The following is a 23,580-nucleotide window of genomic DNA, read 5'->3' as shown; positions in this document are numbered from 1 at the left end:
TAAATAGGTTGACAACCACAAAGAACACAAAGCTTTGCGTTCTTTGTGGTTTATTTAAACTCTACTGAAAAAAAACTTTGTGCCCTTTGTAGTAAAATAACACCAACCTATTTAAATTAATTTGTTAAGGCAACATATTGATACAGCATTTTTGGGTTTTCGGCTTCATTTATTAAATAATGAGCAACATCTGCGCGTGAAATCTTTGTAACTTTCATTCCTTTTTGTAAAACGGGTAATACCTTGTAAGCTGAGGTTGCATCAGCATTTGTTAGCATTCCCGGTCGTACGATTTCCCATTTTAGGTTGCTTTTTGTAATCAGTTCTTCCATTATGGTTTTATTGGCATATTGTTCTTTAAGGAATAACGAGATCACGGTTTTCATAAAAAAGCTTAAATAATTTTTACTTTCTCCGGCTCCAAAACCAGTAATCACCAAAACAGGAGAAGAAAAATTTAATTCATCAGCCACTTTTAAAAGTGCAATCGCAATATCAGAAAATAGAGTAGTGGCTTTTTTATTTTTTGTTCCCACAGTTATAAGCACAGCATCAGAACCTTTAATGGCATTTTTTAAATCTATTGGCGATGTGGCACTCCCGTTGATTTTAATTAAGTTAGGATGATCTGGGATTTTATCCGTATTGGTAGATAACGCCGTTACCACATGTCCGTTTTTTAGTGCTTTTAAAACAGATTCAAGTCCAATTCCTGCTCCGGCTCCTATAATTGCTATATTCATTTTAGTTTGATGATTTAATTTGCAGATATTTTTCAGTGATGTTTTTTTGTGCGACCAGTAAGCTTTCGCTTCCCCATTTCCATGAGTTTCCGGTAGTGGTCAGGATTTCGGCACCGGCTTCTTTGGCGATCAGCAAACCTGCAATCCAGTTGTATGTATCGATATCTTCCTGAACAAACAAATCAATTCTTCCTGCGCCAACATAGGCTAATTGCAATCCGTGTGGGCCGTAATTTCTAACAATCCCAAAATTTCCCAGCAGTTTAGTTACGGTTGCACCAATTTTCTCATTCAGGTTATTATTGGATTTATCCTGATGACCATATTCAAAAACAGCAAGCATAACCGCAGGATCTGTTTTACGACTGATTTTTAGAGATTCCCCATTCATAAAAGCACCTTTACCGTCTTGTGCCCAAAACATTTCATTGGCCAATGGATCATAAATTACCGCAAAAAAAGGTTTTCCGTTGCGTATAAGTACCAAATTTATCGTCCATCCTGCAATATGCTGAAGATATTGTATAGCGCCATCCATGGCATCACAAAGCCAGTATTCTTCAATTTCTGCAGGATTTCTTTGAGAATTGGTATCAAATTCGTCTCCAATATGCCAGGGCGTATTTGGGAATTCCGTAGATAAATCCTCTTTTAAAGAAGTAAGACACAATGTATCGATATCTTCTAATTGTTTTAAGAGTTCATCCATAGTTTGTGGTATGGAATTTTGCTTGTAGTCTGTTAAAAAGACGTTACCTACTTTTCGTACTGCATCGAGTATGATGTTATTATTGATTTCGTTTTGCATATCATTTGTAGTATTAATTACAATGCAAAGCTACTTACAGGTTCGTCCTAAAAGATAGTTTTAATGAAGGGAAGGATAGTCCTGATCACGGAATTTTTTCCGAAATTCAAGCGGAGTGAGGTTGGTTACTTTTTTAAACAGTTTTCCAAAATAAACAGGTTCATCATAACCAACTTCATAAGCAATTTCCCTGACCGTATTATCTGTAAAGTACAAGAGTCTTTTAGCTTCCAGAATCGATGCTTCCTGAATATGAACAGAAACGGGACTTCCGGTTACTGATTTTACAGTATCGTTTAAATGTGCGGTCGAGATAGAAAGTGCCGATGCATATTGTGCAGGCTGTTTCCAGGTTTTATAGTGTTCTTTTGTGAGTTTTATAAAAGCTTCTTTAATAATAATTCCGCGATTTTCTTTCTCTTTCTCAAGTGGTAAATGCGAAGTGATTTCTCCGGCAATAAGGCTTAAAAGACCATTTAATAAGGAATGAATCGTTTTTTGAGTGTAGTTATTAAGGTTTTCTGACTGCACTTTTTCAATGAGATCCATCAGGATAACAAGCTGTTTGAAAAGAGCAGATTCTGGTTGAGGTAAAAACGGGTTATTTATTTTATTTTCTAAAAGCTGCAGGACTTCTTTGTTAACCAGCGACGGATCAAAACTAATCATCCATCCTTTTGGATTTGTTACTTCGATAATATGATGCACTTCTTCAGGAAAAATGCAAAGTAGGGCAGGTTGCGTAAATTCGATAATCTCAAAATCAATGTTTAATTTAAACTTTCCCCTTACAGCTACCATTAATTGGCAATGGTTATCCCGGTGCGGTTTTGAGATGTCGTGATTTTCTGCTTTTTTATCCTCCATATTAACAATGATAATTCCTGACTTTGCAGAAGGTGGAAGTTCAAATTGTTTAATATTTTGGTTTTGATTTTTCAAGATTGCAACACTTTTTAAGTACAAAAATAGAGATTAAACTTCAAATGATTATGGAATGTTTGCCGACATATCCTTTACAGTTTCTACTTAAGAATATAAAATAGAAATTATTCTTTATTCTTTAAACAGCGTCCGCGTGGTTCATCACCTTCATAAAGTACAATTTCAGAATGCAGAAACTGAGCCGCATCTGCTGAATCTTTTACTTTTACAGCACTTCGTTCTAACATTTCTGCTTCAAACTCAGTCAATACACTTTCTCTTATTCCCGCTTTTCTCCATTGTGATAAAGGTCTGCAGCCTTTCGAAATTCCGCGGGCAAGTGCAAGCGCATCCAGCAGCGCCTGATTTGCACCTTGTCCTTTAAACGGACTCATTGGGTGCGCTGCATCCCCAATCAAGGTTGCTTTTCCGTTTTTATTCAATAATTCTAACGTTGGTAATTCGCGGTCATATACAGGATATCCTGAAATTTGGGCTTCCTGCGTTGCGGCTAAAATCTGAGGAACAGGATTGTGCCATTGCGTTCTGCGACACGCTTCTTCCTTAAGTGCCTGAGTTCCCTGAGCGCTAAGAGCCTTTGCTTCATTTTCCGGCATAGGAAAACTAAGCTGCCACATTACAGAATCTGATGTAAAAGGCATTATGTAAATACGTTCGTTACCATTCGCAGTTTGAAATACGGTAGCCGAATCCAGTAACGGACTATCGAGATTTTCGAGAACACTTAAAGGGCAAATACCCAATATTACAATGCAGCCCAAATAACGTAAAGGAGTACTATCCTCACCAATCAACAGCCTGCGAACAGAACTGCGAATACCATCTGCGCCAACAACAAGATCTGCGTTATAACTTTTTATTTCTCCGTTTACCTGAAATTTCAATACAACATCTTCAGCATTATTTTGTGTAAAATCTATTAACTGATGTCCCCATTGCACAGCATTATCTCCGCCCAATTGTTCCAGTAATTCTAAACGCAAAGATTGTCGTGCAATATGAATGTTTGTGCGTTTTACAGCAGTTTTTGAATCGGTTTGTAGCCACTTTCTAATTCCCCATTCTCCAATCACTTTTCCTTCTGTGGTATGAACCATATGTCTTGTCGAAACCACGCCATCTGCCAGCGAAAAAATTCCCAATGCTTCGATTGCTTTACTGGCTTGTTGCAAGGTAAGTCCGTAACCCTGTGATCGGGCATCAAAATGGGTGTCACGTTCAAAAAGCGTAAAAGGAATTCCGCGATGCAAACAGGCAACAGCCAAAGCAACGCCTCCAATACCGCCTCCAATAATGGCAACGTGTGGGTAATTTTCAGGATCAGCCACAGGATATTGTGCAGAGCGTATCAATCCTGATCCCTGACAGTCCTGGCAGGAATACAAAGGACTTTTAGGACGTACGGGAGCTGTTCCTTCGCTTGACGTTTTTTCGAATTGATCTAAAGCTATCTGGTAGTTAAGCCGAACTTTCTTGCTGAGTCTGCGGCTTTTTTTGCCACGACCCTGACATTCCTCACAAATAGTCCAGCTTCCGTCTTCATTCTTCCCTTTTTTTTCTTCCATTTTATTTATTTGATCCTGACTTCACTTTATAGAAAAATTAGACGATACAATTCATGCCTTATCTAAAATCGATAATATTGATTTTAGTACTTCTGCAGAATTTAATGTGAGAGATTTATATTTTTCAGCATTTTGCCTTTTTTGAAGTCGCGCAAATTTAAGACAAAAGATTACCAGTACAAAACTACCTTATAATTTTACCAAAAAAGACATTAGAACCAAACTGGTAATTAGGTTTAGAATTTCGCCTTGGGGTTATTTTATGCCTGTTTTATCACACTTTTTTTGGTATACCAGTATATTTTGGCTAAATTGTATATCCAAAAAAAAATTTATGAAAAAGATATCGCTGCTTTTGATCCTCACAGGCATTTTTATTTCATGTGAAAATAAAAAAGAACTTGAACTGCAAAACAGGGAAAAAGCCATCACTTTAAAAGAAGAACAATTTGCAGAGAAAGAAGCAGATTATCAATACTTGCTCTTAATGCGGGACAGTATCCTTTCACTAAAACATTCTGAAGAGGATAAAAAAGTATCCATAAAAGAATGGCCGGAAAATCTTCGTGGCATCTGGAACAGTAAAATGTTATGCAGAGAATCAAATTGCAATCAATATGTAATAGGCGATCAACGCAATGAATCCTGGCAATTTGTATCAGATTCTACCGGAATTTATACCAATGTTCTAAACAATACCAAACTGATACGTGTTTTTAAAGCAAAATATATGGAGAATAAAATAATGCTTGAATTCAGCAGTGACAGTCTTTCAAAAAATAAAGTAAAAATGAATGTGGTTCTTGACGATATCAAAAACAATGTTATTAAAGGAACGCAAACAATAACAGGACAAGATAACTGTACTGCGAGATTCTCAGTAGAACTTACCCTTCCTCAAAAAAAATAAGGTATGTTATTAAGTATACAACACGTCAGCCTTCCAATTGAGGATCCGCTGTTAAAATTTCTTATCGAATTAATAATCATCTTATGTATTCCGCTTTTATTAAATAAGATAAAAGTGCCGCATCTTTTAGGGCTTATTATTGCCGGAGCAGTAATTGGTCCCAACGGGTTTAATGTTCTTGCCAGAGACAGCAGTGTGGTGGTAACTGGTACAACAGGGCTTTTGTACATCATGTTTTTAGCCGGACTGGAAATTGATATGGGCGACTTTAAAAAAAATAAATGGAAGAGTATTACTTTTTCATTATATACCTTCATCGTGCCATTTGTGCTGGGATTAATAGGCGGGTATTATGTACTGCATTTTTCTCTTTTGACCACGGTATTGTTTGCCAGTCTTTTTTCGTCACACACGCTTATTGTTTATCCTATGGTAAGCAAACTGGGAATCGCTAAAAAATTAGCCGTAAATATTACCGTAGGCGGTACCATGATTACAGATGTACTATCGCTGGTTGTATTGGCGGTTGTAGTAGGAATGTCGCAGGGAGAAGTAGGAACATCATTCTGGGTAAAACTCTCCTTATCGATGGTGGTATTTGCCTTGATTGTTTTACTCGTATTTCCTATCATAGCGCGCTGGTTTTTTAAGAATGTCGAAGACAAGATCTCGCAATACATTTTTGTAATTGTTATGATATATCTCGCTGCTTTACTGGCAGAACTCGCCGGAATTGAAGCAATTATTGGGGCATTTTTTGCCGGTCTTGCCTTAAACAGGCTTATTCCGCATACGTCATCGCTTATGAATCGCGTAGAATTTGTGGGAAATGCCATTTTTATTCCCTTTTTTCTAATTAGCGTAGGAATGCTGATTGATTTTAATGCTTTTATTCAGAGTTGGGAAACACTTGGTGTAGCGGCAGTTATGCTCGTAGCTTCAATAGGCGGAAAATATGCTGCAGCTGTTTTTACCAAAAAAACTTTTGGTTTTACAGATGATGAAGGCAGGCTTATTTTTGGAATGAGTGCTGCATCTGCAGCAGCCACACTGGCATCTGTAATGGTTGGGTATAATATTATCCTGTCTGAAAGTGAAACCGGAGAACCTATCCGACTTTTAAATGAGCATGTTCTTAACGGAAGCATTTTACTGATATTGATTTCGTGTACCATTTCGTCGTTTGTTTCTATGGCAAGCGCACAAAGAATTGCTGATGCAGATAAAGAAGAAACAGTTGCAGGAGCTGGTGATGAAGACGAAAATATTCTGCTGGCTGTTAATCATGAACATACTGTTGAGAAAATGGTTAATCTGGGACTTCTTATTAAAAATCAAACCAATAAAGACAAACTTTTTGCCCTTAATGTGATTAATGAAGACAAGAGTGAATCGTCTGCAAAAAATGCCGAAAGGTTACTTAGTGCTGCCGTAAATATGGCCGCTGCTGCAGATGTTACACTAAATCCTATAACGCGTCATGATAATGACGTAATTGCAGGTATAAACAATGTAGTAAAAGAGCAGAATATTACTGATTTGATTATAGGCCTGGAAGAAGAAAAAGGATTTTCATCTTCTTTTATTTATAATCTTTATAATGGCTATTTGCATAACAAGCAAATTAATGTAATTATATACCATGCCGTTCAGCCCATTGCGACCATAAAAAAATATGCCGTTCTTATTCCTGCCAATGCAGAGCATGAACCCGGTTTTTTTCATTCTTTATTAAGGGTATGGAATATTGGAAAAAACTCTGGAGCTAAAATGAATTTTTATGCAAATGAAAAAACAGTAGCAATATTAAAAAGTATTGCTAAAAAAGCCAGTATCGAAGCCGTTTTCAATACCGTTACTTCCTGGCAAGAGGCACAAAATGCAGCAAGTAGCTTAGAAGAGGATGAAGGTTTGGTTCTTTTAATGGCAGACAGAGGTATGCATTCTTATTTTCCGCAGATGCAGAAAGTTCCCGAGATTTTAAATAAAAACCTTAGCAATAACAATTACATATTAATTTATCCGTTCTCTAAAATTGACAATACCGAGACCGAAAAAAGAGCGGTAAGTAATCTGGATGATTTTGCGGATATCGGAAAAATTATTGGTAAAATTTTCAAATAAAAAGAATCATTTTTAAGGGAATTTCTAAAGTCATTTGATTTTGCAGGCAATAAATACTTATTGTTGATTTTCTCTCAAAATTAAGGATTGGAGTTGTGTAATAACAATAAAAAATACTGTAAATTTCCTCATGTGGTAATTCGGTAAATTTAATTAATTTTTAAAATTGAATCCCTATGTTTTTAGCATCAAAAAAAATAATAGTCGGGGCAATGCTTTGTCTGATAGTAAATTTAGTGGGCGCGCAACAAAAAGAAAACAGCGAAAAATGCCGTTATACCAAAACATCTTACGGTTATTTGATGGTTTTAAGAGAAGGAGATAATGTACTTGCTTTAATCGAAAATCTGTCAAAAGAGCAACAAATTCCTTCTGCGAACTTTACCGGTATTGGTTTTGCGCAGGAAGTTACATTTGGCTTTTATGATTTTAATAAAAAGAAATTTAATCCAAAAACCTTCCATAAAGTCGAAATGGGAAATCTGACAGGTTCTATTGCCTGGAATGAAGATAAACCCTCCCTGCATATTCACGGAATCGCCACAGATGAAAAATTTGATGCCTATGGCGGACATATTCTTGGGCTTAAAGTAGGAACCGGTTCTATGGAAATATACATAACAGTAAACCAGGAAAAACTTCAAAGAAAAATAGAACAGCCTTTAAACGCCAATGTACTGCAGCTGCCTTGTGCGAATTAAAAAACGCGAATTTCAACAAATGAAAAAAGCGTGATTCATTCAGGCTTCGATTACTTATACTATGATAAATAAAACAGAAACTAATACAATAGAAACCAATATAAAAGAGATCATTAAAACAGAGCAGAAAGAGAACAATGCGGTGCATCTTCTGCCATGGGTTACTGCTGTGGCAATGTTTATTCAATCCCTTGACGGTACAATTTTAAATACCTCACTTCCGTCCATAGCACGTGATATGGCCTATTCGCCTACACAAATGCATTCTGTTATTGTTACCTATACACTTACGCTTGCCATGTTTATTCCGTTGTCAGGCTGGCTGGCAGATAAATTTGGCACAAGAACAATGTTTATGATTGCTGTTGGCTTATTTGTAACCGGTTCGCTTTTTTGTGCGCTTTCTGTTGATTTAACCACGTTTAACCTTGCCAGAGTGGTGCAGGCAATTGGCGCATCTATGATGGTTCCTGTAGCAAGACTTGCCATTTTATATCAATATCCCAAGAAAGAATTATTAAAAACCATGAACTTTATAACGATTTTTGGTTTATTAGGAATGGTCGTTGGACCAAGTCTGGGCGGATTTCTGTCTGATAATTTCTCCTGGCACTGGATATTTTTAGTGAATGTTCCCATTGGGATTATTGGGATTTCTATGGCTTACAAAATCATGCCTAATTTTAAGCATGCTGTTGGCAGATTTGATTTTAGAGGATTAATTTACTTTAGTCTCGCGCTGATATTTATCACCATGGTTCTGGAACTTATTGGCAGAGGCCGAATGCATATTATGCTTATTATGGGACTGTTATTCCTGTCAGGATTACTTTCTGTGTTTTATTTTATTCATTACAAAAGAACCGAAAAACCTATTATAGACTTACGATTACTTAATATAAGAACACTAAAAATAGGTTTAACAGGCAGTTTGATCACAAGGCTTGGTATTGGCGGATTACCTTTATTATTGCCTTTAATGCTTCAGACCAGTTTTGGTTATTCGGCTTCTGTATCCGGACTTTTGTTGTTACCGTCGGCTTTGGCAAATGTTGCAATTAAACCTTTTATGGTGCGCATTATAAAATTTATGGGATACAGAAATGTGCTCATAAGCAATACGATAATGCTGGGAGTGATATTGATTGTACTGGGATTTGTAGAAAAAGATACGCCGCTTGGCTATTATATCGTACTAATGGTTTTTTACGGAATCTTTACTTCGATACAAATGTCTGCGATGAATACCATCACGCTTTCTGATCTGGATCAAAATACCGCCAGCGGCGGAAATACAATGCTCGTAATCATGCAGCAATTATCAGTAAGTTTTGGAGTATCTGTAGCAAGTCTTGTACTTTCGTTATTTCAGTCCGGTATGTTCGAAATGAATACCAAACATGCCTTTCAATATACTTTTATAACACTTGCCATTTTTACCATTTTTTCGAGTATAACATTCTCCAGGTTAAGCAAAACCGATGGGGAAGAATATACAGATTAAAATCTGGGGAGTTTTAATCCCAAAATTTCCACCATTTTTTATCCATGTCTGAGGTGTTTTCTGTTTCACTTTCTGAGTCAAAATCAATTTTGGACTCCGGTTTTACAGTTTTAATTATTTCAGGTTCGACTGCGGTTTCTATTTTAGAATTTATTTCGGTATTATTTTCTTCAAAAGGATTTTCCTGTGATTCTAAATGCAATTCAAAATCTCTGGCAGCTTTTTGTTTATCAGTATTTACAGGAATAGCATCTTCTTGTTCATTAGGTATTTTTGTTAGAAACTGAAAAGAAAAATCTATTGGTTTCTCCTTCCCAATTTCAAAGAAATCGATGATGTATTCGTTTTTATCCGCATTGACCTCGGTAACTTTTCCTTTTTTCCATACTTCATGCATCACGAAATCCCCAACACTAAAATTCGTGTCGTTTTCTGCTTGAATATTGTTTGATTGCTGCTTGCTGCTGTCGATAATTTCCTGACTTAATTTGCCTTTTCGAATGTAGAATTCTTCGCTTATTTCAAAAAGAAAGCGTGATGGATATTTATTAAGACCTGTAGTAAAATTAAATCCTTCAGAGTCTGTGATATAAAATCTTTTTTCGGCTCTGGTAACGGCAACATAAGTAAGTCTTCTTTCTTCTTCAATGGCACGTTTTCGTCTTTCTTTTATTGACATGGCACTAGGCAGAACGCCTTCTGTGAATCCGCAAAGAAAAACATAAGGAAATTCGAGTCCTTTCGAGATATGGATTGTCATTAATTTTACCTTGTCCTGATTTTCATTATTGGTATCCAGATCTGTATACAAGGAAACTTCCTGCAGATATTCTTCGATATTTATGGCACCATTATTTTCTTTTTCCAGAATCAGCATAGAACTTACCAGTTCTTTAATATTCTCTAGTCGGTCCTCATCGCCGTCTTTTCTGTAAAGCTCAGCCAGACCGCTTTTTTCCAGAATATCTTTTACCAGATCAGATATTGATTTGGTTTGGGACAACTGTTTTAATTCTTCCAGTAAAGCCAGAAATTCGATTGCACCTTTTTTGCCTAATTCCTTGTCCTCAATATTTCTTTTCAGGGCTTCGAGAAGAGAAAGATTTTGTTCGCGGCCAATATAGTTTAGACGTTCCAGAAATTTTTTTCCAAGACCTCTTGTCGGATGATTGAACATTCGCAAAAACGAAATGTTATCTCCTAAAACAATCAGTCTTAACAGCGATAAAACATCTTTTATTTCTTTTCTTTCAAAGAATTTTATTCCGCCAAAAATAGAATAGGGGATATTTTCTTTAATCAGGCATTGCTCGATATTTCTTGAAATATGATTGGCACGATACAAAATTGTAATATCAGAATATTTGGCATTATCGGTTTTAACAATATCCTTGATTTCATTGGCAATCCATAAAGCTTCTTCAAAATCATTTTTTCCATGAAAATGCACTACCTCAAAACCTTCCGGTTTTTCGGTAATCATATCTTTGGCAACCCTTATTTTGTTATTTTTAATAATATGATTTCCTACTTTCAGGATATTGGGCGTAGAACGGTAATTCTGATTCATGATAATCGTTTCACAATCCGGAAACATCTTATCAAAATCTACCAGATATTCAGGTTTCGCACCTCGCCATTCATAAATAGTCTGATCAGGATCTCCCACCACAAATAAATTTTTATGAATTCGGGAAAGCATTTCAACAAGCTCAAACTGGCTGTCAGAACTATCCTGAGCTTCATCTACCTGTATATAATGCATATTTTTCTGCCATTTAAGCAGCACTTCCTTAAAAGAGTTTAAGATATAAACCGTAAAATGTATCAGATCGTCAAAATCCAAAGCATAATTACGTTTCTGTTTGTCCAGATACCTATGAAATACTTTCAACGATAAATTTTCGGTTTCCTGATCTTCAAAAGCTTTATTGTCCAGAATATAACTCAGATAATCTGATGTACTTTTTGATTTTGAAATAAACTGAAGCACTTGTTTAAAAGTCAGGTGTTTGGAGTTTATATCAAGTTCTGTAAAAACATCACGCAAAATGGTCTTTTGATCTTCGGTATCCAGAATAATGAAATTTTTAGGATAATGAATTTTGTTGATTTCTTCTCGCAGAAACCGCACGCAAAAACCGTGGTAAGTGGTAATAAGGCTCACATCAAAAGTATCGCCAATAAGCGCTTTTACTCTTTTTTTCATTTCCTGCGCTGCCTTATTGGTAAAAGTCACACAAAGAATATTCGAGGAATTAATTCCAAGCCTGTTTACAATATAAGCAAATCTAGATGTCAGGGCTTTTGTTTTTCCTGATCCTGCTCCGGCAATAACACGTACATAACCTTCGGTAGTTTTAACAGCCTGAAGTTGTTGTGCGTTTAGATTTTCTAAAATCGGATCAGTCATTTTTGATAATTATAAGGTGTTTTGGTTTGTACCGCAGTGAAAATAGCAACAGGTACAATAAATTTTTATTTGAATTCAATTACACACTAAGTTAAAATAATTCCAGTTGATTTCCGGGATTTTCAGGTCTTTTTTTAGGAGGTTTTGCATCTCCAAAAATAGTTCTTCCGCCGTATTTATGCGATTCGTCCCGTTCTCTCTGGATCAGTGCATCGAAGTTCGTATTGGGTGTAAAACTTTCTTCGGCTTTTCGTGAGATTTCAGATAATTTCTGAATCGCGTGTATTTTATCACTATTGCCAATTTTCGCACGTTGAATCGCTCTTTGTAAAGTGTCGATAGTCTCATCATAGATTTTTACAGGAACAGGAAACGGATGTCCGTCTTTTCCTCCGTGAGCAAATGAAAAACGCGCAGGATCTTCAAATCGGGTAGGAGTACCGTAAATTATTTCGCTAACCAATGCCAGTGACTGCAAAGCTCTTGGTCCCATACCTTTTAAAAGCAATAGTTCCTCAAAATCTTCCGGTTTATTCTCATGCGTTGTCCAGAGCATTGCGCCAAGTCTCTTCATGTTTACATCTTCGATTCGTACATCATGATGCGCCGGCATAGAAAGATACTGCATTTCCTTCATGATTTTTGTGGGAGATTCTTTTGATAATTCTAAAATACCTTCTCGGGATTTTGTTGCTGCCTGAGCCGTAAGATTTAATATTGTACCTTGATTTTCGCCATAAATAAAGGTATGCGGCTCATTTATAAAAGACTTTAAATCTGCTGATTGCCAATGATATCTTCTTGCAGTCTGAGAGTTAGGGTTCATTCCTTGCTGGATTACCGCCCATTGCCCTTTGTTGTCTACAATAAAATTATGCTGGTACAATTGAAATCCGTCCTGAATCGCTGTATTGTCTACTTTAGCGGTAAGCCTGCTGCAATTTGCCAGATTATTACCGTCAAGACCCGTTTTTTCACCTACAAATAAAAGTTCCTGAGGAGTTAACATTGAACTTTTTCCTTTGCCTCCGCAAATGTATATTCCAAGTTCTTTAGAATGCGGGTTTACGGATCTTTTCAATGCGCCAAGTACAGATGTGGTAATGCCGGAGGAATGCCAGTCCATTCCCATAACAGCACCAAAACTTTGAAACCAGAAAGGATTACTTAATTTACTGATTACTTCTGAAGTAGAAAATTCTAAAGCAATGGTTTCTACAATAGCAAAACCAAGTTTAGACATTCGTTCTGAAAGCCATAAAGGAACATGCCCATAATGTAAGGGAAGATCTGCTGTGCCGGAACGTTTCATTTGTTGGATTTATTTACACAAAAATAAGTAAAATACGCTTAACGGCTAAACAGGATTCAATGTATTTTAAATCAGAGTTTAATGGGGAAAAGGGAAATAATAATAAATAATCAAAAAAGCTATGGTGGTATTTTATAACTTTTAGAAATGATTGTATAAGCGTACGTATTAGTATTTAAGTAATTTTATTAAAATTTAAAACTTAGAGATATGAACACAAACAATCAAAATCAGAATAGCACTAAAAAAAGTGGCTCTGATACTCGTAGTGACATGAGAAAACATCAATATAAAGATCATGATGAAGTTTTAACAAACGATGAGAATTATGATGTTGATACGCACAAGTTCAAAGGCGAACAACCAGATTTAGATGATAAACTCAATAATGAAGAAAAAAAGTAGAAAATAAAAACGTCTCAAATTTTAGGATTTGAGACGTTTTTATTTGGTTTGTGTTTATTGGCTGCTCATAAGTTAGCAGAGCAGGAAACAATATTAATTTTCTTACGGATTTTTTTTATTTAGAAAATAATTTAAGTCATTATACTTTTACAACCCCAGTATTTTAGCGCCTTTTACAATTTTTAATAAAAGTTAAGAACTAAAAAGACAAGTATGGACTGATTTTTATAGATTTGTAAAATCAATATATTTCCAAAAAATAGTGGAGAAAAAATTATAAAATCTAACGACAATGAAATCTGTTACTTCAATATTTTTATTTTTCATTTTTATTTGCAGCACTTCTTATGCACAACTGAGCTCAGATCAAATATTTGAAAGCTTTAAACAAGGAGAACGTACCAACTGTTCCTCAATTGCATTTATTAAAGCAGCTTTGAATGTTTACGGATTAGACAATCTTTTTGTAACCGAAACCGTAAATGACAGTTTGTATAAAATAACATTAAAAAATAACGCATCATTTAATCTTAAAAATTCAGAGATAGAAAAAGCTAATTTTTCTGCCGGATTTGTCTATATAAAAGACAATTGCGAGAGCGAAAAAATTACAGATTATGCCGTAATGACTTATGCAGTGATGGCAAAATACAAACAGATCATCGACAAAAAGTCAACTTTTGACAAGGCACTCGAAGATTTGGAAGACGGTACAGTATATACCCCAACAATTTACAAATATTTAGGATTTAAAGAAGGCAAGCAAATACAAAAACTAAAACGGGAATCAGGAAGCGAATTTTGCGGCGTTGTAGCATGGTCAACAGCACATGCCGTTTTTGTTTGTGAAGACTTTATGGACTATTACGGCAACAAAAAAAGTATATGGATCAAATATCCGGGACGTTTCAGGATTATCAAATCATAAGTAAAAATCTTATAATGATTCTTTTTCAAGACAGATTGCATTAATACGCCGTTAAAGGCCAATAGAATGACATAAAACGATTTGTTAAAAAAAATAAAAAAAAAAGAAATCAATAAAGTTGCAATTTAAGTTAATTTATATATTTTTGTTTTAATCAACAACCAATTACATTAAGAAAATGAACAGCAAAATTATTTTACTAAGTATCCTTTTTTTCTTGACAACCGGAGCTATTTCAGCTCAGGCAAAAAATGCTCCAAGAAGTATTATAAGTACAACAGCTCTTATCCGTAAATACCATGATCAAAAAGAATTGAGTGGTATGCAAAAAGGAGAACTTTTGGAACTATACATTGAACGTATTAAAGTGTTAGTAAAAACACTTCCGTACATAGCTTTGGTTACTAAACCAGGAGTTACAATGGCAGATTTAGGTATTCCGGACGACACTGAGCACAAAAAAGTATTAGATGCGCAAGCAGTTGGTACTACAACTTTCTTAGATACAACCGTAGAGTTTCAAAGAAAAATGATGCCATATTCTGATAAAGGAAACTTAATCGCAGCGATTTTATTTTACGAAAACACATTAAAATCTTTACACGAGTTCAACGAATTGAACGAAATGTAATACTATATTTTAAAAAAATTAAACCTCCAAATTCATTTGAATCTGGAGGTTTTCTTCGTTTATAGAAGTCCTGAAAACTAATCAATCGTTATGCTATTGATCGCTTTACTCATGGCATTTTCCTTTAATTCAGGAACTTTTAGTCCTTCTGCGCGAAATGCTGTGAGATTTGTCATACCCAGAAATCCTAAAAAAGCCTGCAAATAAGGAACAACAAAATCATTTGCCTGACCTGGCCCTTCAGAATATACACCACCGGAAGTCATGGCAACATACACTTTTTTATTTTTTATTAAACCTGTTGGCCTGCCGTCTTCTCCGTATCCAAAAGTTATTCCGGGTCTTGTAATATGATCAATCCAGGCTTTTAATGTCGAAGGAATGGTAAAGTTGTAGAGCGGTGCACCAATAACCACGATATCAGCTGCTAATAATTGTTCAATTAAATTATTTGAGAATGTGACAGATTCTAATTCTTCCTTACTCAGATAATCAGCCGGAGTAAATAGTTTTCGAAGCGATTCCGGATTAAGATGCGGAATATCCAGATCTGTCAGATTTAATTCGTCAACTGTACTATTAGGATATTTTTCCTGAATTTTTTCGATAATAACGTTACCAAGTTTAATACTGTAGGATTCTTTGAGCTGAATACTGGAGATTACATGAAGAATGTGTTTCATAATTTATAGGGTTTTAATGTTACTTTTTACAGTCTAATAATGATTAGCCATATAGGTTTTATTCAAAGCAAAGTTACAGTTGCGAAGTGTGCAAAAGACAGGAGTTTCCTAAAGGAAATCAGTTACCTTTAGGAAACTTTGTATCTTTACTGCCATGAAAACAATCGAAGAACAAGAGCTTCCTACAAAGGATGAATGTACAGGATCTCTTAGAAATATTATAGATGCACTCTATGTTTTAAATGGAAAATGGAAGATTGCTTTAATTCTGAGTATTATTCAGTCACCTAAACGTTTTAATGAAATAAAAAAAGAGATTGAAGGGATCTCGCCAAAAGTTTTAGCGAAAGAACTTAAAGATCTGGAATTAAATGACTTTATTAAACGTACTGTACATTCTACAACTCCGGTGAGTATTATATATGAAGCAACAGAATACAGCCGTACACTAAAAAGTGTAATACGCGAACTTAGCATTTGGGGACAAATGCACAGGGAAAAAGTCAAAGAAAGTATGAGAAAATAAATCTTTCAAACAATTTTTGTAATCTCTTTCGTTGCCAATTCTACTAAATTTGGTTCTTTAAAAATGAATTTTATATTATTATATATAAAAAGAAAGAATGTCATTATAAATGATGTTAATTTTTTTAATATTCGTATTTGATTTCTCTTAAATGCTGATTTATTATCTATATTGATTCTTGATTTTTTATTTCATTTAAAATTATAATTTATTGATTAATAAGTATTTATGTTTATTTAGATATAATGTAAATCTTGATTTTTACCCCATCTTTTTTTTAGTTTCGTTTTTAATTCTAGTTTCGTTACATCCTTTTGTAGGAATTAACTAATCTAATAAAACCGAAATTATGAATAATCCATTACATGCTATTTATTTTAAAAGAGGCAAATATTGTCTTTTAATGTGGATGTTTTTCGTCCTTTTAACCTCAAATCTACAAGCGCAGCGTGGCTATTATGATGCGCCGTATAAAAGATATGAAGCAAATCTGGGGCAATTGTCTAATGGAAGCTCGATTACTCCCAAATCGTATGTTCAGGCTGATCTTCAGTCAGAAGCCTCAGACCAGCAATGTGTAAACATGTCTGCAGCAAATGCAACGGTTCAATGGACGCTTAATGAAGCTGCCGACGGACTTGTAATTCGATACAGTGTTCCTGACGGGCAAACAGCTACTTTGGGCGTGTATAACGGCAATACAAAAATTACAACACTTACCTTGACGGCAACCTGGTCATGGGAATATTTATGGAGCAACGGAAACCCTAATAATAACGGAATTACAAATCAAAACCCGAGAATGCGATTTGACGAAGTACGTTATAAACTTCCGGCTAAAATAGCAGTATCCGGAACGTTAAAACTGGTAAGGGAATCCGGTAATGTTCATGTAGATTTTGCTGAGATGGAACCGGTTCCAACAGCGGTTACTGCTCCGGCCGGTTCTGTGACATATACCGGAAACGGAAGTGATCTTCAGACTTTTATTGATGCAAACGGCGGTAAAAAAATATTTGTTCCAAGCGGTGTTTTTAACGTTAACAGAGAATTGTATTTTGGTGCTGCAAATACTTCACTAATAGGTGCCGGAATGTGGTATACCCAAATTAATTTTACCAACACCAGCAGCGGTAATGGAGGATTACGTGCCAATGCAAGCAATATCTCCTTTACAGATCTTTATTTAACAACAAATTCGGCATCGAGAAGTAATTCGTATAAAGCGATTAATGGCGTTTTTACAGCTGGTTCAGCCGTAAAAAATATTTGGGCAGAACATTTTGAATGCGGCGCCTGGATCGCACAATACAATGTTGGCGGACCTGCAATTGCAGATGGTTTTACTTTATCAAATTGTCGTTTTAGAAATAATTATGCTGATGGAATCAACCTTTGCAAAGGAACGGCAAATTCTATTGTAGAGCATTGTAATTTTAGAAACAATGGTGATGACGATCAGGCAATCTGGTCTGCTGACGGACTGGAATGTATCAATAATACGTTTAGATACAATACTTCAGAAAATTGCTGGCGTGCTTGTGGTCTGGCTATTTATGGCGGAAAAAATAACAAAGCTTACAATTTAATTATAAAAGACAATCTGGAAGCAGGAATCAGAGTAAGTAATAATTTTCCCGGAGCACCATTTAACAATGACGGAATGCATGAAATACACGATATCACAGTATCAACATGCGGAACTTTTAATGATACGTATAACAATCCAGTAGCGGCGGTAGATATTTTTAGCGCTACTAATGCAGGATCTCAGGTAAAAAATGTTCAGCTTTATAACATCGATATTCTGGATTCAAGAAACGATGCTATTTCTATAAGCAAAAGATCAGGAGATGGTATTTATAATCTTAGTTTTAAGGATATAACCGTAAACGGAACTGGGAAAGAATATCCAAATAATAATGCGCTTAACAGAAACTGGGGCAGAGGATTTTTTGTACTTATAGCAGGTTCTCCCGCTGGAAATGGTACGTATTGCAACATGAATTATTCTAACAGAGGCGGTAACGCAGGCAGTAATGAAGAAACCAGTGCAATTGGTACATTTTCCTGGACACCAAGCAGCAATTGTTCGGGTACATCAGTTCCGGTTACAGGAGTTACAGTTACACCTGCAACAGCTACTTTGAGCATTGGTGCAACACATCAATTAACGCCAACCGTTGCTCCGGCAAATGCTACAAACAAAACGGTAACGTATAGTTCTAATAATACTGGTGTAGCAACTGTAAACGGTTCAGGTTTAGTTACTGCAATTGCTTCAGGATCTGCAACAATTACAGTTACTACTCAGGATGGCGCCAAAACGGCAACTGCTGTAATCACCGTAAATTCATCAAATGTGGCAGTAACAAGCGTGAGTCTTAGTCCGGGTTCGGCATCATTAAGCGTTGGTGCAACACAACAATTAACACCAACGGTTCTGCCGTCTAATGCAACAAATAAAACAGTAAGTTATGCATCAAATAATACTGGTGTAGCAACGGTTAATGCTTCTGGTTTGGTGACGGCAGTTTCTAACGGAACGGCAACAATTACAGTAACAACTGCAGACGGAAATAAAACAAGTACAGCTGCAATTACCGTAAGTACAGCAACAGGAAATTATTTTACGATTAAAAATAAATGGACTGGTAATTATTTATATGATGCCGGAGCCAATGTAGGATATGGTGCGACTGTAGCAAACAATAATTACAAATGGGAAAAAGTTGCGGTTGATGCTACTTATTATATTCTAAAAAATGTAGGTACAGGAGATATAATACATATAGAAAACTTAACCGGTGCAGTGCAATGTACTGCTGGATCTACTGGTTGGTACAGCGCACAATGGTCAACGGAAAATGTTGATGCTACGTGGGTGAGAATCAAAAACAGATGGCAGACAGGAAGCATGATTCATATCGAAAACCTAAATGGTTCTGCTCAATATGCCGGAGCTCAAAACAATTGGGAAAGCGCGCAATGGCAATTTCAAACTGTTTCTACATCAAAAAAAATCAATACAAATGAAGCCGAAGTAACAGTTGAAAATAATTCTTCGATCAATATTTATCCTAATCCCGCAACCAACAATGAATTTAATATTGTACTTCCGGAATTAAAAGCAGGTGATATTGCAACAGTAACCGTTATTGATATTAATGGAAGAAAAGTTCTCGTAAAAAAGATTCCTGCTTCTGCAAAAATCAATCATGATTTAGCTTCAGGAATATATGTTGTTACCATTAATTCTATTGATTTTAATGTTTCTAAAAAGCTAATTGTGAAATAGTTTTTTTACTAACAAATTGCAACATGTTTGTTTATCCAAAAGGCAAGACTTAAGTAGTCTTGCCTTTTTTTGTATGTAAAATTTTTGTTGTTAAAATCAGGTAATTATACTTAGTGCTTTTTTCTGCAACGTTATGTAAATTAGATTTCAATTACATAAATATTCTGTAACTGGTTAAAATACATAACGTTAATGTTCTTGTCTTATTCATTATTGTTCATCATGACCTTAAATAATATTATAAACAACTAAAATCAGAAACATGAGAAGAAAACTACATTTAATTTTTATTTTATTTATAAATTGTTCCCTATTTTATTCTCAAGATGTAAATAGTCAGATAGATTCAGTTAAAGTTTCTATTGCTACTAACATCAATTTTTCAACACCAGCAAGTAATTCCACAAAGGAGGCAACTGCAGGGATAGGAACATTAGGCTTGAAGTTTGAAAGAAGCTCGTTCTATGGAGATGTAAATTTTACAGTTTATTCACAAAATAAAGAAATCGTTGCGATTGATTCTACTAATACTAAAGCGTTTGGTTCAAATTTATTAGTACCTGAAAATAGTTCAAATAAGATAAGTAATTTTTACATTAAATTAGGAATAAAGAGTTTTTATAAAAATGTTGGAGATAATTTATCACCTTTTAATGTAAAAAGATTTGGATTAAATTCTAGTTTTAGAGTTAATAATACTACTTGGATAAAAGACACTTTGTCTGTTCCAACTACAATTAATTCATTTGAATTAAATATTGACTATTTAATATTGAATACTTTATTGTTTAATACTAATGAGAAAATAAAATTAATTATGTCTTTTGGACTAGCAACAAGAAGACTAGGTGGAGATTATGGACTAGATTCTAACACTAAAATTAGAAATGAATTTTTAGGAACTGAAAAATTAAGTTTTAATGGAACTAATTTTGGAGTGAGACTTGAAGTTTCAAAATTTTATGGAGAAATGAACATAACGTCATTTAAGAGAAGTCAGAATATAGCAGGCTTTAGTGGAAATCAATCAATTGTAAGTTTAGGATTGAGAGCTGATTTGACATTAACTGGTAAAGAAGTTGACCCAAATAGAAAGAGAATAAAAGAACTTAATGATCAAATAGAAATTAAAAGACTTGAAAATGAATTGAAAGAAAATGATATTAAATAATATTATAGAAGGTGAGCAAGATAATGTGTTATCATCATTTCTAATGTTTCTAAAAAACTGATCGTTAAATAATCAATGTTTTCTTTTATTTAAAATTAGAACCAAAATTACAAACCTCCAAAGTCATTTGATTTTGGAGGTTTTTTATTTTCAAAAGGTATCGCAGCATTTAAGTACAAAATTTTGTTTCATTTTATATTTTGCAACCTAATTCTTTGTTTTTCAGTAAGGTGAATAGTAGTATTTGATTTAAATTTAAAGGTTTGTTTACGAAAAAGTTAGAAACCATACGATCCATGCAATATTGAATAAGTATTAACATTTAACTAAATCTATCATGAAAAAAAAATTAAAAATCATCTTGCTATTTTGCTGTTTAACAGCAATGTCACAAAATCCTACTAAACAAGGAGATAAAAAATTCAGTGGAGACATAAAATTAGATATCCGCGATTCAAAAGGAGACTGGCCAGCATTTCTGGAAACTAAAGCGCCAAAAGATTCTCCTAATGTATTAATTATATTGTACGATGATACCGGTTTCGCAGCCTGGTCGCCTTATGGAGGCCGAATCAATATGCCTACTATGGATGCGCTTGCAAAAGACGGTTTAACCTACACACAATGGCATACTACATCTGTATGTTCACCTACGCGTTCGACATTATTAACAGGACGAAATCATCATCAAAACGGATTTGGTTCCATATCTGAATCTGCAGTAGGATTTCCGGGATACAGCGGTCATATTCCAAGAGAAAATGCTACGCTTGCTACAGTACTTCGTCAGGCAGGATGGTCTACATTCTGGATAGGCAAAAATCATAATGTTCCTGTTGATGCGCTGGATATGGCTTCCTCAAAAGATCGCTGGCCTTTGGGACTGGGTTTTGATAGGTTTTATGGTTTTATAGGCGGAGAAACCAATCAATGGTATCCGGCCCTGATAGAAGACAATCATTTTGTAGATCAGCCATATCAGCCTGATGACGGGTATCATTTGAGTAAGGATTTGGCTGATAAGGCAATTGCTTACATTCAGGACACGAAACAGTCAAAACCGGATAAGCCCTGGTTTATGTGGTACAATCCGGGAGCTAATCATGCACCACATCAAGCACCTGCAGATTATATTGCGAAATACAAAGGCAAGTTTGATGATGGATATGAAGCCTACAGAGATTGGGTATTAAAACGTATGATCGATAAAGGTATCCTGCCAAAAGACACGAAACTTACACCAATAAATCCTATGCCTAAAGGAAAATTTTCTGAAGGTGATACAGTAAGACCTTGGAACACACTATCACCGGAAGAGAAAAAACTGTTCAGTCGTATGGCCGAGGTTTATGCTGCTTATTCTGAATATACTGATGCAGAAGTGGGACGCGTAATTAAATACTTAAAAGATTCAGGACAGTTTGATAACACATTAATCATGTATTGCGCAGATAATGGTGCCTCTGGAGAAGGTTCTCCAAATGGTTCTGTAAATGAAAATAATTTTTTTAATGCCTATCCGGATGATCTGAATGTTAATTTAAGCATGATCGATAAACTGGGATCACAAGATACCTATAATCATTATCCAACAGGCTGGGCAACTGCTTTTTCGACACCATTTAAAATGTTTAAAAGATATTCAGGATATAGTGGTGGTACAGCAGATCCTCTTGTAATTTGCTGGCCAAAAGGTATAAAAGCCAAAGGCGAAATTAGAAGCCAATACCATCATTGTACAGATATTGTGCCAACGATATTAGAAGTCTGCGGAGTTAAAATGCCTGATGTAGTAGATGGCGTAAAACAAACCCCGCTTGCAGGGGTTTCTATGAAATACAGTTTCGATAATGAAAAGGCGCCAACCACAAAAAAAGTACAATATTACGAAATGGTGGGTACAAGAGGACTCTGGAAAGATGGCTGGAAAGTTACAGCAGTTCATGGAGCACTTCCGGTAAATATTGGAAATTTTGATAAGGATAAATGGGAGTTGTATCATGTGGATGCAGATCGCTCAGAATCTACAGATCTAGCTTCAAAATATCCCGATAAGGTTAAGGAACTGCAACAAGTATGGATGGATGAAGCTAAGAAGTATAATGTTTTACCATTAAATGATGTTTCAGTAAATGAATTTCATGCTATGGAATATCATAAAGAGATACCGGCAGACGGAAGATTTATCTATTATCCGGGAACTACAGAAATTCCCGAAGCTTCTGCGGCACCAACTCTTGGACGCTCTTTTAAAATTTTAGCAGAAGTAGATTTTACAAAAAAAACAAAAGGGGTTATCGTTTCTCAGGGATCTCGTTTTGGAGGATATAGTTTATTTGCCAGCGGCGGAAAACTCACGTATGTATACAATTTTCTGGGACTCGCACCAGAGCAGGTTTTAAGCACCTCATTGCCTGCAACCGGACAACATATAGTTGGGGTTGAATTCGTAAAAGAAAAAATGAGCGAAAAGAATGAAACTCTGGGAAAAATGAAACTTTATGTTGACGGAAAAGTGGTCGAAGAAAAAGCATTCCGTACACAAGCAGGGCATTATTCACTTTCAGGAGAAGGATTATGTATAGGCCGTGACTCAGGAGATCCGGTAAGCAAACAATACAAAGCTAAATTTGATTTTACTGGAGGAAGTATTGCAAAAGTAGTTTATGATGTAAGTGACGATGCGTATCAAAATGTTGAACACGAATTTAAAGTTAAAATGGCAAGAGAATAAAGATTAATCAAAAGTATTTTATAAACACTATCAAAAATAAAAACCTCTAAAATCAAACGAATTTAGAGGTTTTTACTATTAAAGTAAATGATCGAAATCAATAAGACTTTATTATTTTATAAGTTTTAATAATATAAACTAAATTTTTCCCTGATTATTCAGGTAAAATGATAAAAGTC

18 protein-coding genes are annotated in these 23,580 nt (G+C 35.2%); 11 read left to right on the top strand and 7 right to left on the bottom strand.

Features of this window, described 5'->3' with window-relative positions:
• Positions 1 to 116: 116 nt before the first annotated feature.
• From BXU01_RS00595 to BXU01_RS00580, 4 genes are all read right to left on the bottom strand, one after another.
• A complete protein-coding gene (locus tag BXU01_RS00595; protein WP_083691230.1) occupies positions 117 to 743 on the bottom strand; it encodes an NAD(P)-dependent oxidoreductase in 627 nt (208 codons plus the stop codon).
• A 1-nt stretch (position 744) separates the two neighbouring features.
• Complete coding sequence (locus tag BXU01_RS00590; RefSeq protein ID WP_083691229.1) at positions 745 to 1,551, bottom strand: inositol monophosphatase family protein; 807 nt, start codon at positions 1,549 to 1,551, stop codon at positions 745 to 747.
• A 60-nt stretch (positions 1,552 to 1,611) separates the two neighbouring features.
• On the bottom strand, positions 1,612 to 2,493 hold the full coding sequence (locus BXU01_RS00585) for a helix-turn-helix domain-containing protein (protein ID WP_123773899.1): 882 nt from the start codon (positions 2,491 to 2,493) through the stop codon (positions 1,612 to 1,614).
• A 107-nt stretch (positions 2,494 to 2,600) separates the two neighbouring features.
• A complete protein-coding gene (locus BXU01_RS00580) occupies positions 2,601 to 4,061 on the bottom strand; it encodes an NAD(P)/FAD-dependent oxidoreductase (protein WP_083691227.1) in 1,461 nt (486 codons plus the stop codon).
• Positions 4,062 to 4,395: 334 nt separating this feature from the next.
• Here BXU01_RS00580 and BXU01_RS00575 point away from each other — a divergent pair, with 334 nt between their 5' ends.
• The 4 genes from BXU01_RS00575 (at position 4,396) to BXU01_RS00560 (ending at position 9,300) form a co-directional block, all read left to right on the top strand.
• Entirely contained in the window at positions 4,396 to 4,971 is a 576-nt protein-coding gene (locus BXU01_RS00575) for a hypothetical protein (protein ID WP_083691226.1), read from the top strand.
• A 3-nt stretch (positions 4,972 to 4,974) separates the two neighbouring features.
• Positions 4,975 to 7,095 carry a cation:proton antiporter gene (locus BXU01_RS00570; RefSeq protein WP_083691225.1) on the top strand — a complete coding sequence of 707 codons (2,121 nt, stop codon included), beginning with the start codon at positions 4,975 to 4,977 and terminating at the stop codon, positions 7,093 to 7,095.
• A gap of 176 nt (positions 7,096 to 7,271) precedes the next feature.
• Positions 7,272 to 7,796 carry a PPC domain-containing DNA-binding protein gene (locus tag BXU01_RS00565; RefSeq protein ID WP_083691224.1) on the top strand — a complete coding sequence of 175 codons (525 nt, stop codon included), beginning with the start codon at positions 7,272 to 7,274 and terminating at the stop codon, positions 7,794 to 7,796.
• A gap of 61 nt (positions 7,797 to 7,857) precedes the next feature.
• The gene (locus tag BXU01_RS00560) at positions 7,858 to 9,300 is read left to right on the top strand and encodes a DHA2 family efflux MFS transporter permease subunit (RefSeq protein WP_083691223.1); all 1,443 of its coding nucleotides are present in this window, start codon (positions 7,858 to 7,860) and stop codon (positions 9,298 to 9,300) included.
• A gap of 13 nt (positions 9,301 to 9,313) precedes the next feature.
• Here BXU01_RS00560 and BXU01_RS00555 read toward each other — a convergent pair whose 3' ends face one another.
• Positions 9,314 to 11,713: an ATP-dependent helicase gene (locus tag BXU01_RS00555; protein WP_083691222.1), complete on the bottom strand. Its 2,400-nt coding sequence runs from the start codon at positions 11,711 to 11,713 to the stop codon at positions 9,314 to 9,316.
• 91 nt (positions 11,714 to 11,804) lie between these two features.
• Complete coding sequence (locus tag BXU01_RS00550) at positions 11,805 to 13,025, bottom strand: DUF763 domain-containing protein (protein WP_083691221.1); 1,221 nt, start codon at positions 13,023 to 13,025, stop codon at positions 11,805 to 11,807.
• 210 nt (positions 13,026 to 13,235) lie between these two features.
• Here BXU01_RS00550 and BXU01_RS00545 point away from each other — a divergent pair, with 210 nt between their 5' ends.
• The 3 genes from BXU01_RS00545 (at position 13,236) to BXU01_RS00535 (ending at position 14,989) form a co-directional block, all read left to right on the top strand.
• Positions 13,236 to 13,430 carry a hypothetical protein gene (locus BXU01_RS00545; RefSeq protein WP_083691220.1) on the top strand — a complete coding sequence of 65 codons (195 nt, stop codon included), beginning with the start codon at positions 13,236 to 13,238 and terminating at the stop codon, positions 13,428 to 13,430.
• 292 nt (positions 13,431 to 13,722) lie between these two features.
• Positions 13,723 to 14,358 (top strand): hypothetical protein, encoded by a 636-nt coding sequence (locus tag BXU01_RS00540; RefSeq protein WP_083691219.1) that lies wholly within the window; start codon positions 13,723 to 13,725, stop codon positions 14,356 to 14,358.
• Between the two features lie 178 nt (positions 14,359 to 14,536).
• Positions 14,537 to 14,989, top strand: a complete 453-nt coding sequence (locus BXU01_RS00535; RefSeq protein WP_083691218.1) for a hypothetical protein — start codon at positions 14,537 to 14,539, stop codon at positions 14,987 to 14,989.
• A gap of 77 nt (positions 14,990 to 15,066) precedes the next feature.
• Here BXU01_RS00535 and BXU01_RS00530 read toward each other — a convergent pair whose 3' ends face one another.
• Positions 15,067 to 15,672: an FMN-dependent NADH-azoreductase gene (locus BXU01_RS00530; RefSeq protein ID WP_083691217.1), complete on the bottom strand. Its 606-nt coding sequence runs from the start codon at positions 15,670 to 15,672 to the stop codon at positions 15,067 to 15,069.
• A gap of 154 nt (positions 15,673 to 15,826) precedes the next feature.
• Here BXU01_RS00530 and BXU01_RS00525 point away from each other — a divergent pair, with 154 nt between their 5' ends.
• The 4 genes from BXU01_RS00525 to BXU01_RS00510 all read left to right on the top strand — a co-directional run bounded on the left by BXU01_RS00525 (position 15,827) and on the right by BXU01_RS00510 (position 23,401).
• Positions 15,827 to 16,198 carry a helix-turn-helix domain-containing protein gene (locus tag BXU01_RS00525; RefSeq protein WP_083691216.1) on the top strand — a complete coding sequence of 124 codons (372 nt, stop codon included), beginning with the start codon at positions 15,827 to 15,829 and terminating at the stop codon, positions 16,196 to 16,198.
• A 349-nt stretch (positions 16,199 to 16,547) separates the two neighbouring features.
• Entirely contained in the window at positions 16,548 to 19,496 is a 2,949-nt protein-coding gene (locus BXU01_RS00520) for an Ig-like domain-containing protein (RefSeq protein WP_083691215.1), read from the top strand.
• A 262-nt stretch (positions 19,497 to 19,758) separates the two neighbouring features.
• Complete coding sequence (locus BXU01_RS00515) at positions 19,759 to 20,667, top strand: hypothetical protein (protein ID WP_083691214.1); 909 nt, start codon at positions 19,759 to 19,761, stop codon at positions 20,665 to 20,667.
• 337 nt (positions 20,668 to 21,004) lie between these two features.
• Complete coding sequence (locus BXU01_RS00510; RefSeq protein WP_083691213.1) at positions 21,005 to 23,401, top strand: arylsulfatase; 2,397 nt, start codon at positions 21,005 to 21,007, stop codon at positions 23,399 to 23,401.
• Positions 23,402 to 23,580 lie beyond the last annotated feature (179 nt).

The organism is [Flexibacter] sp. ATCC 35103, from assembly GCF_001975985.1.
Taxonomy (GTDB): Bacteria; Bacteroidota; Bacteroidia; order Flavobacteriales; family Flavobacteriaceae; genus Flavobacterium.
This window is presented reverse-complemented; position numbering and strand designations above follow the sequence as displayed.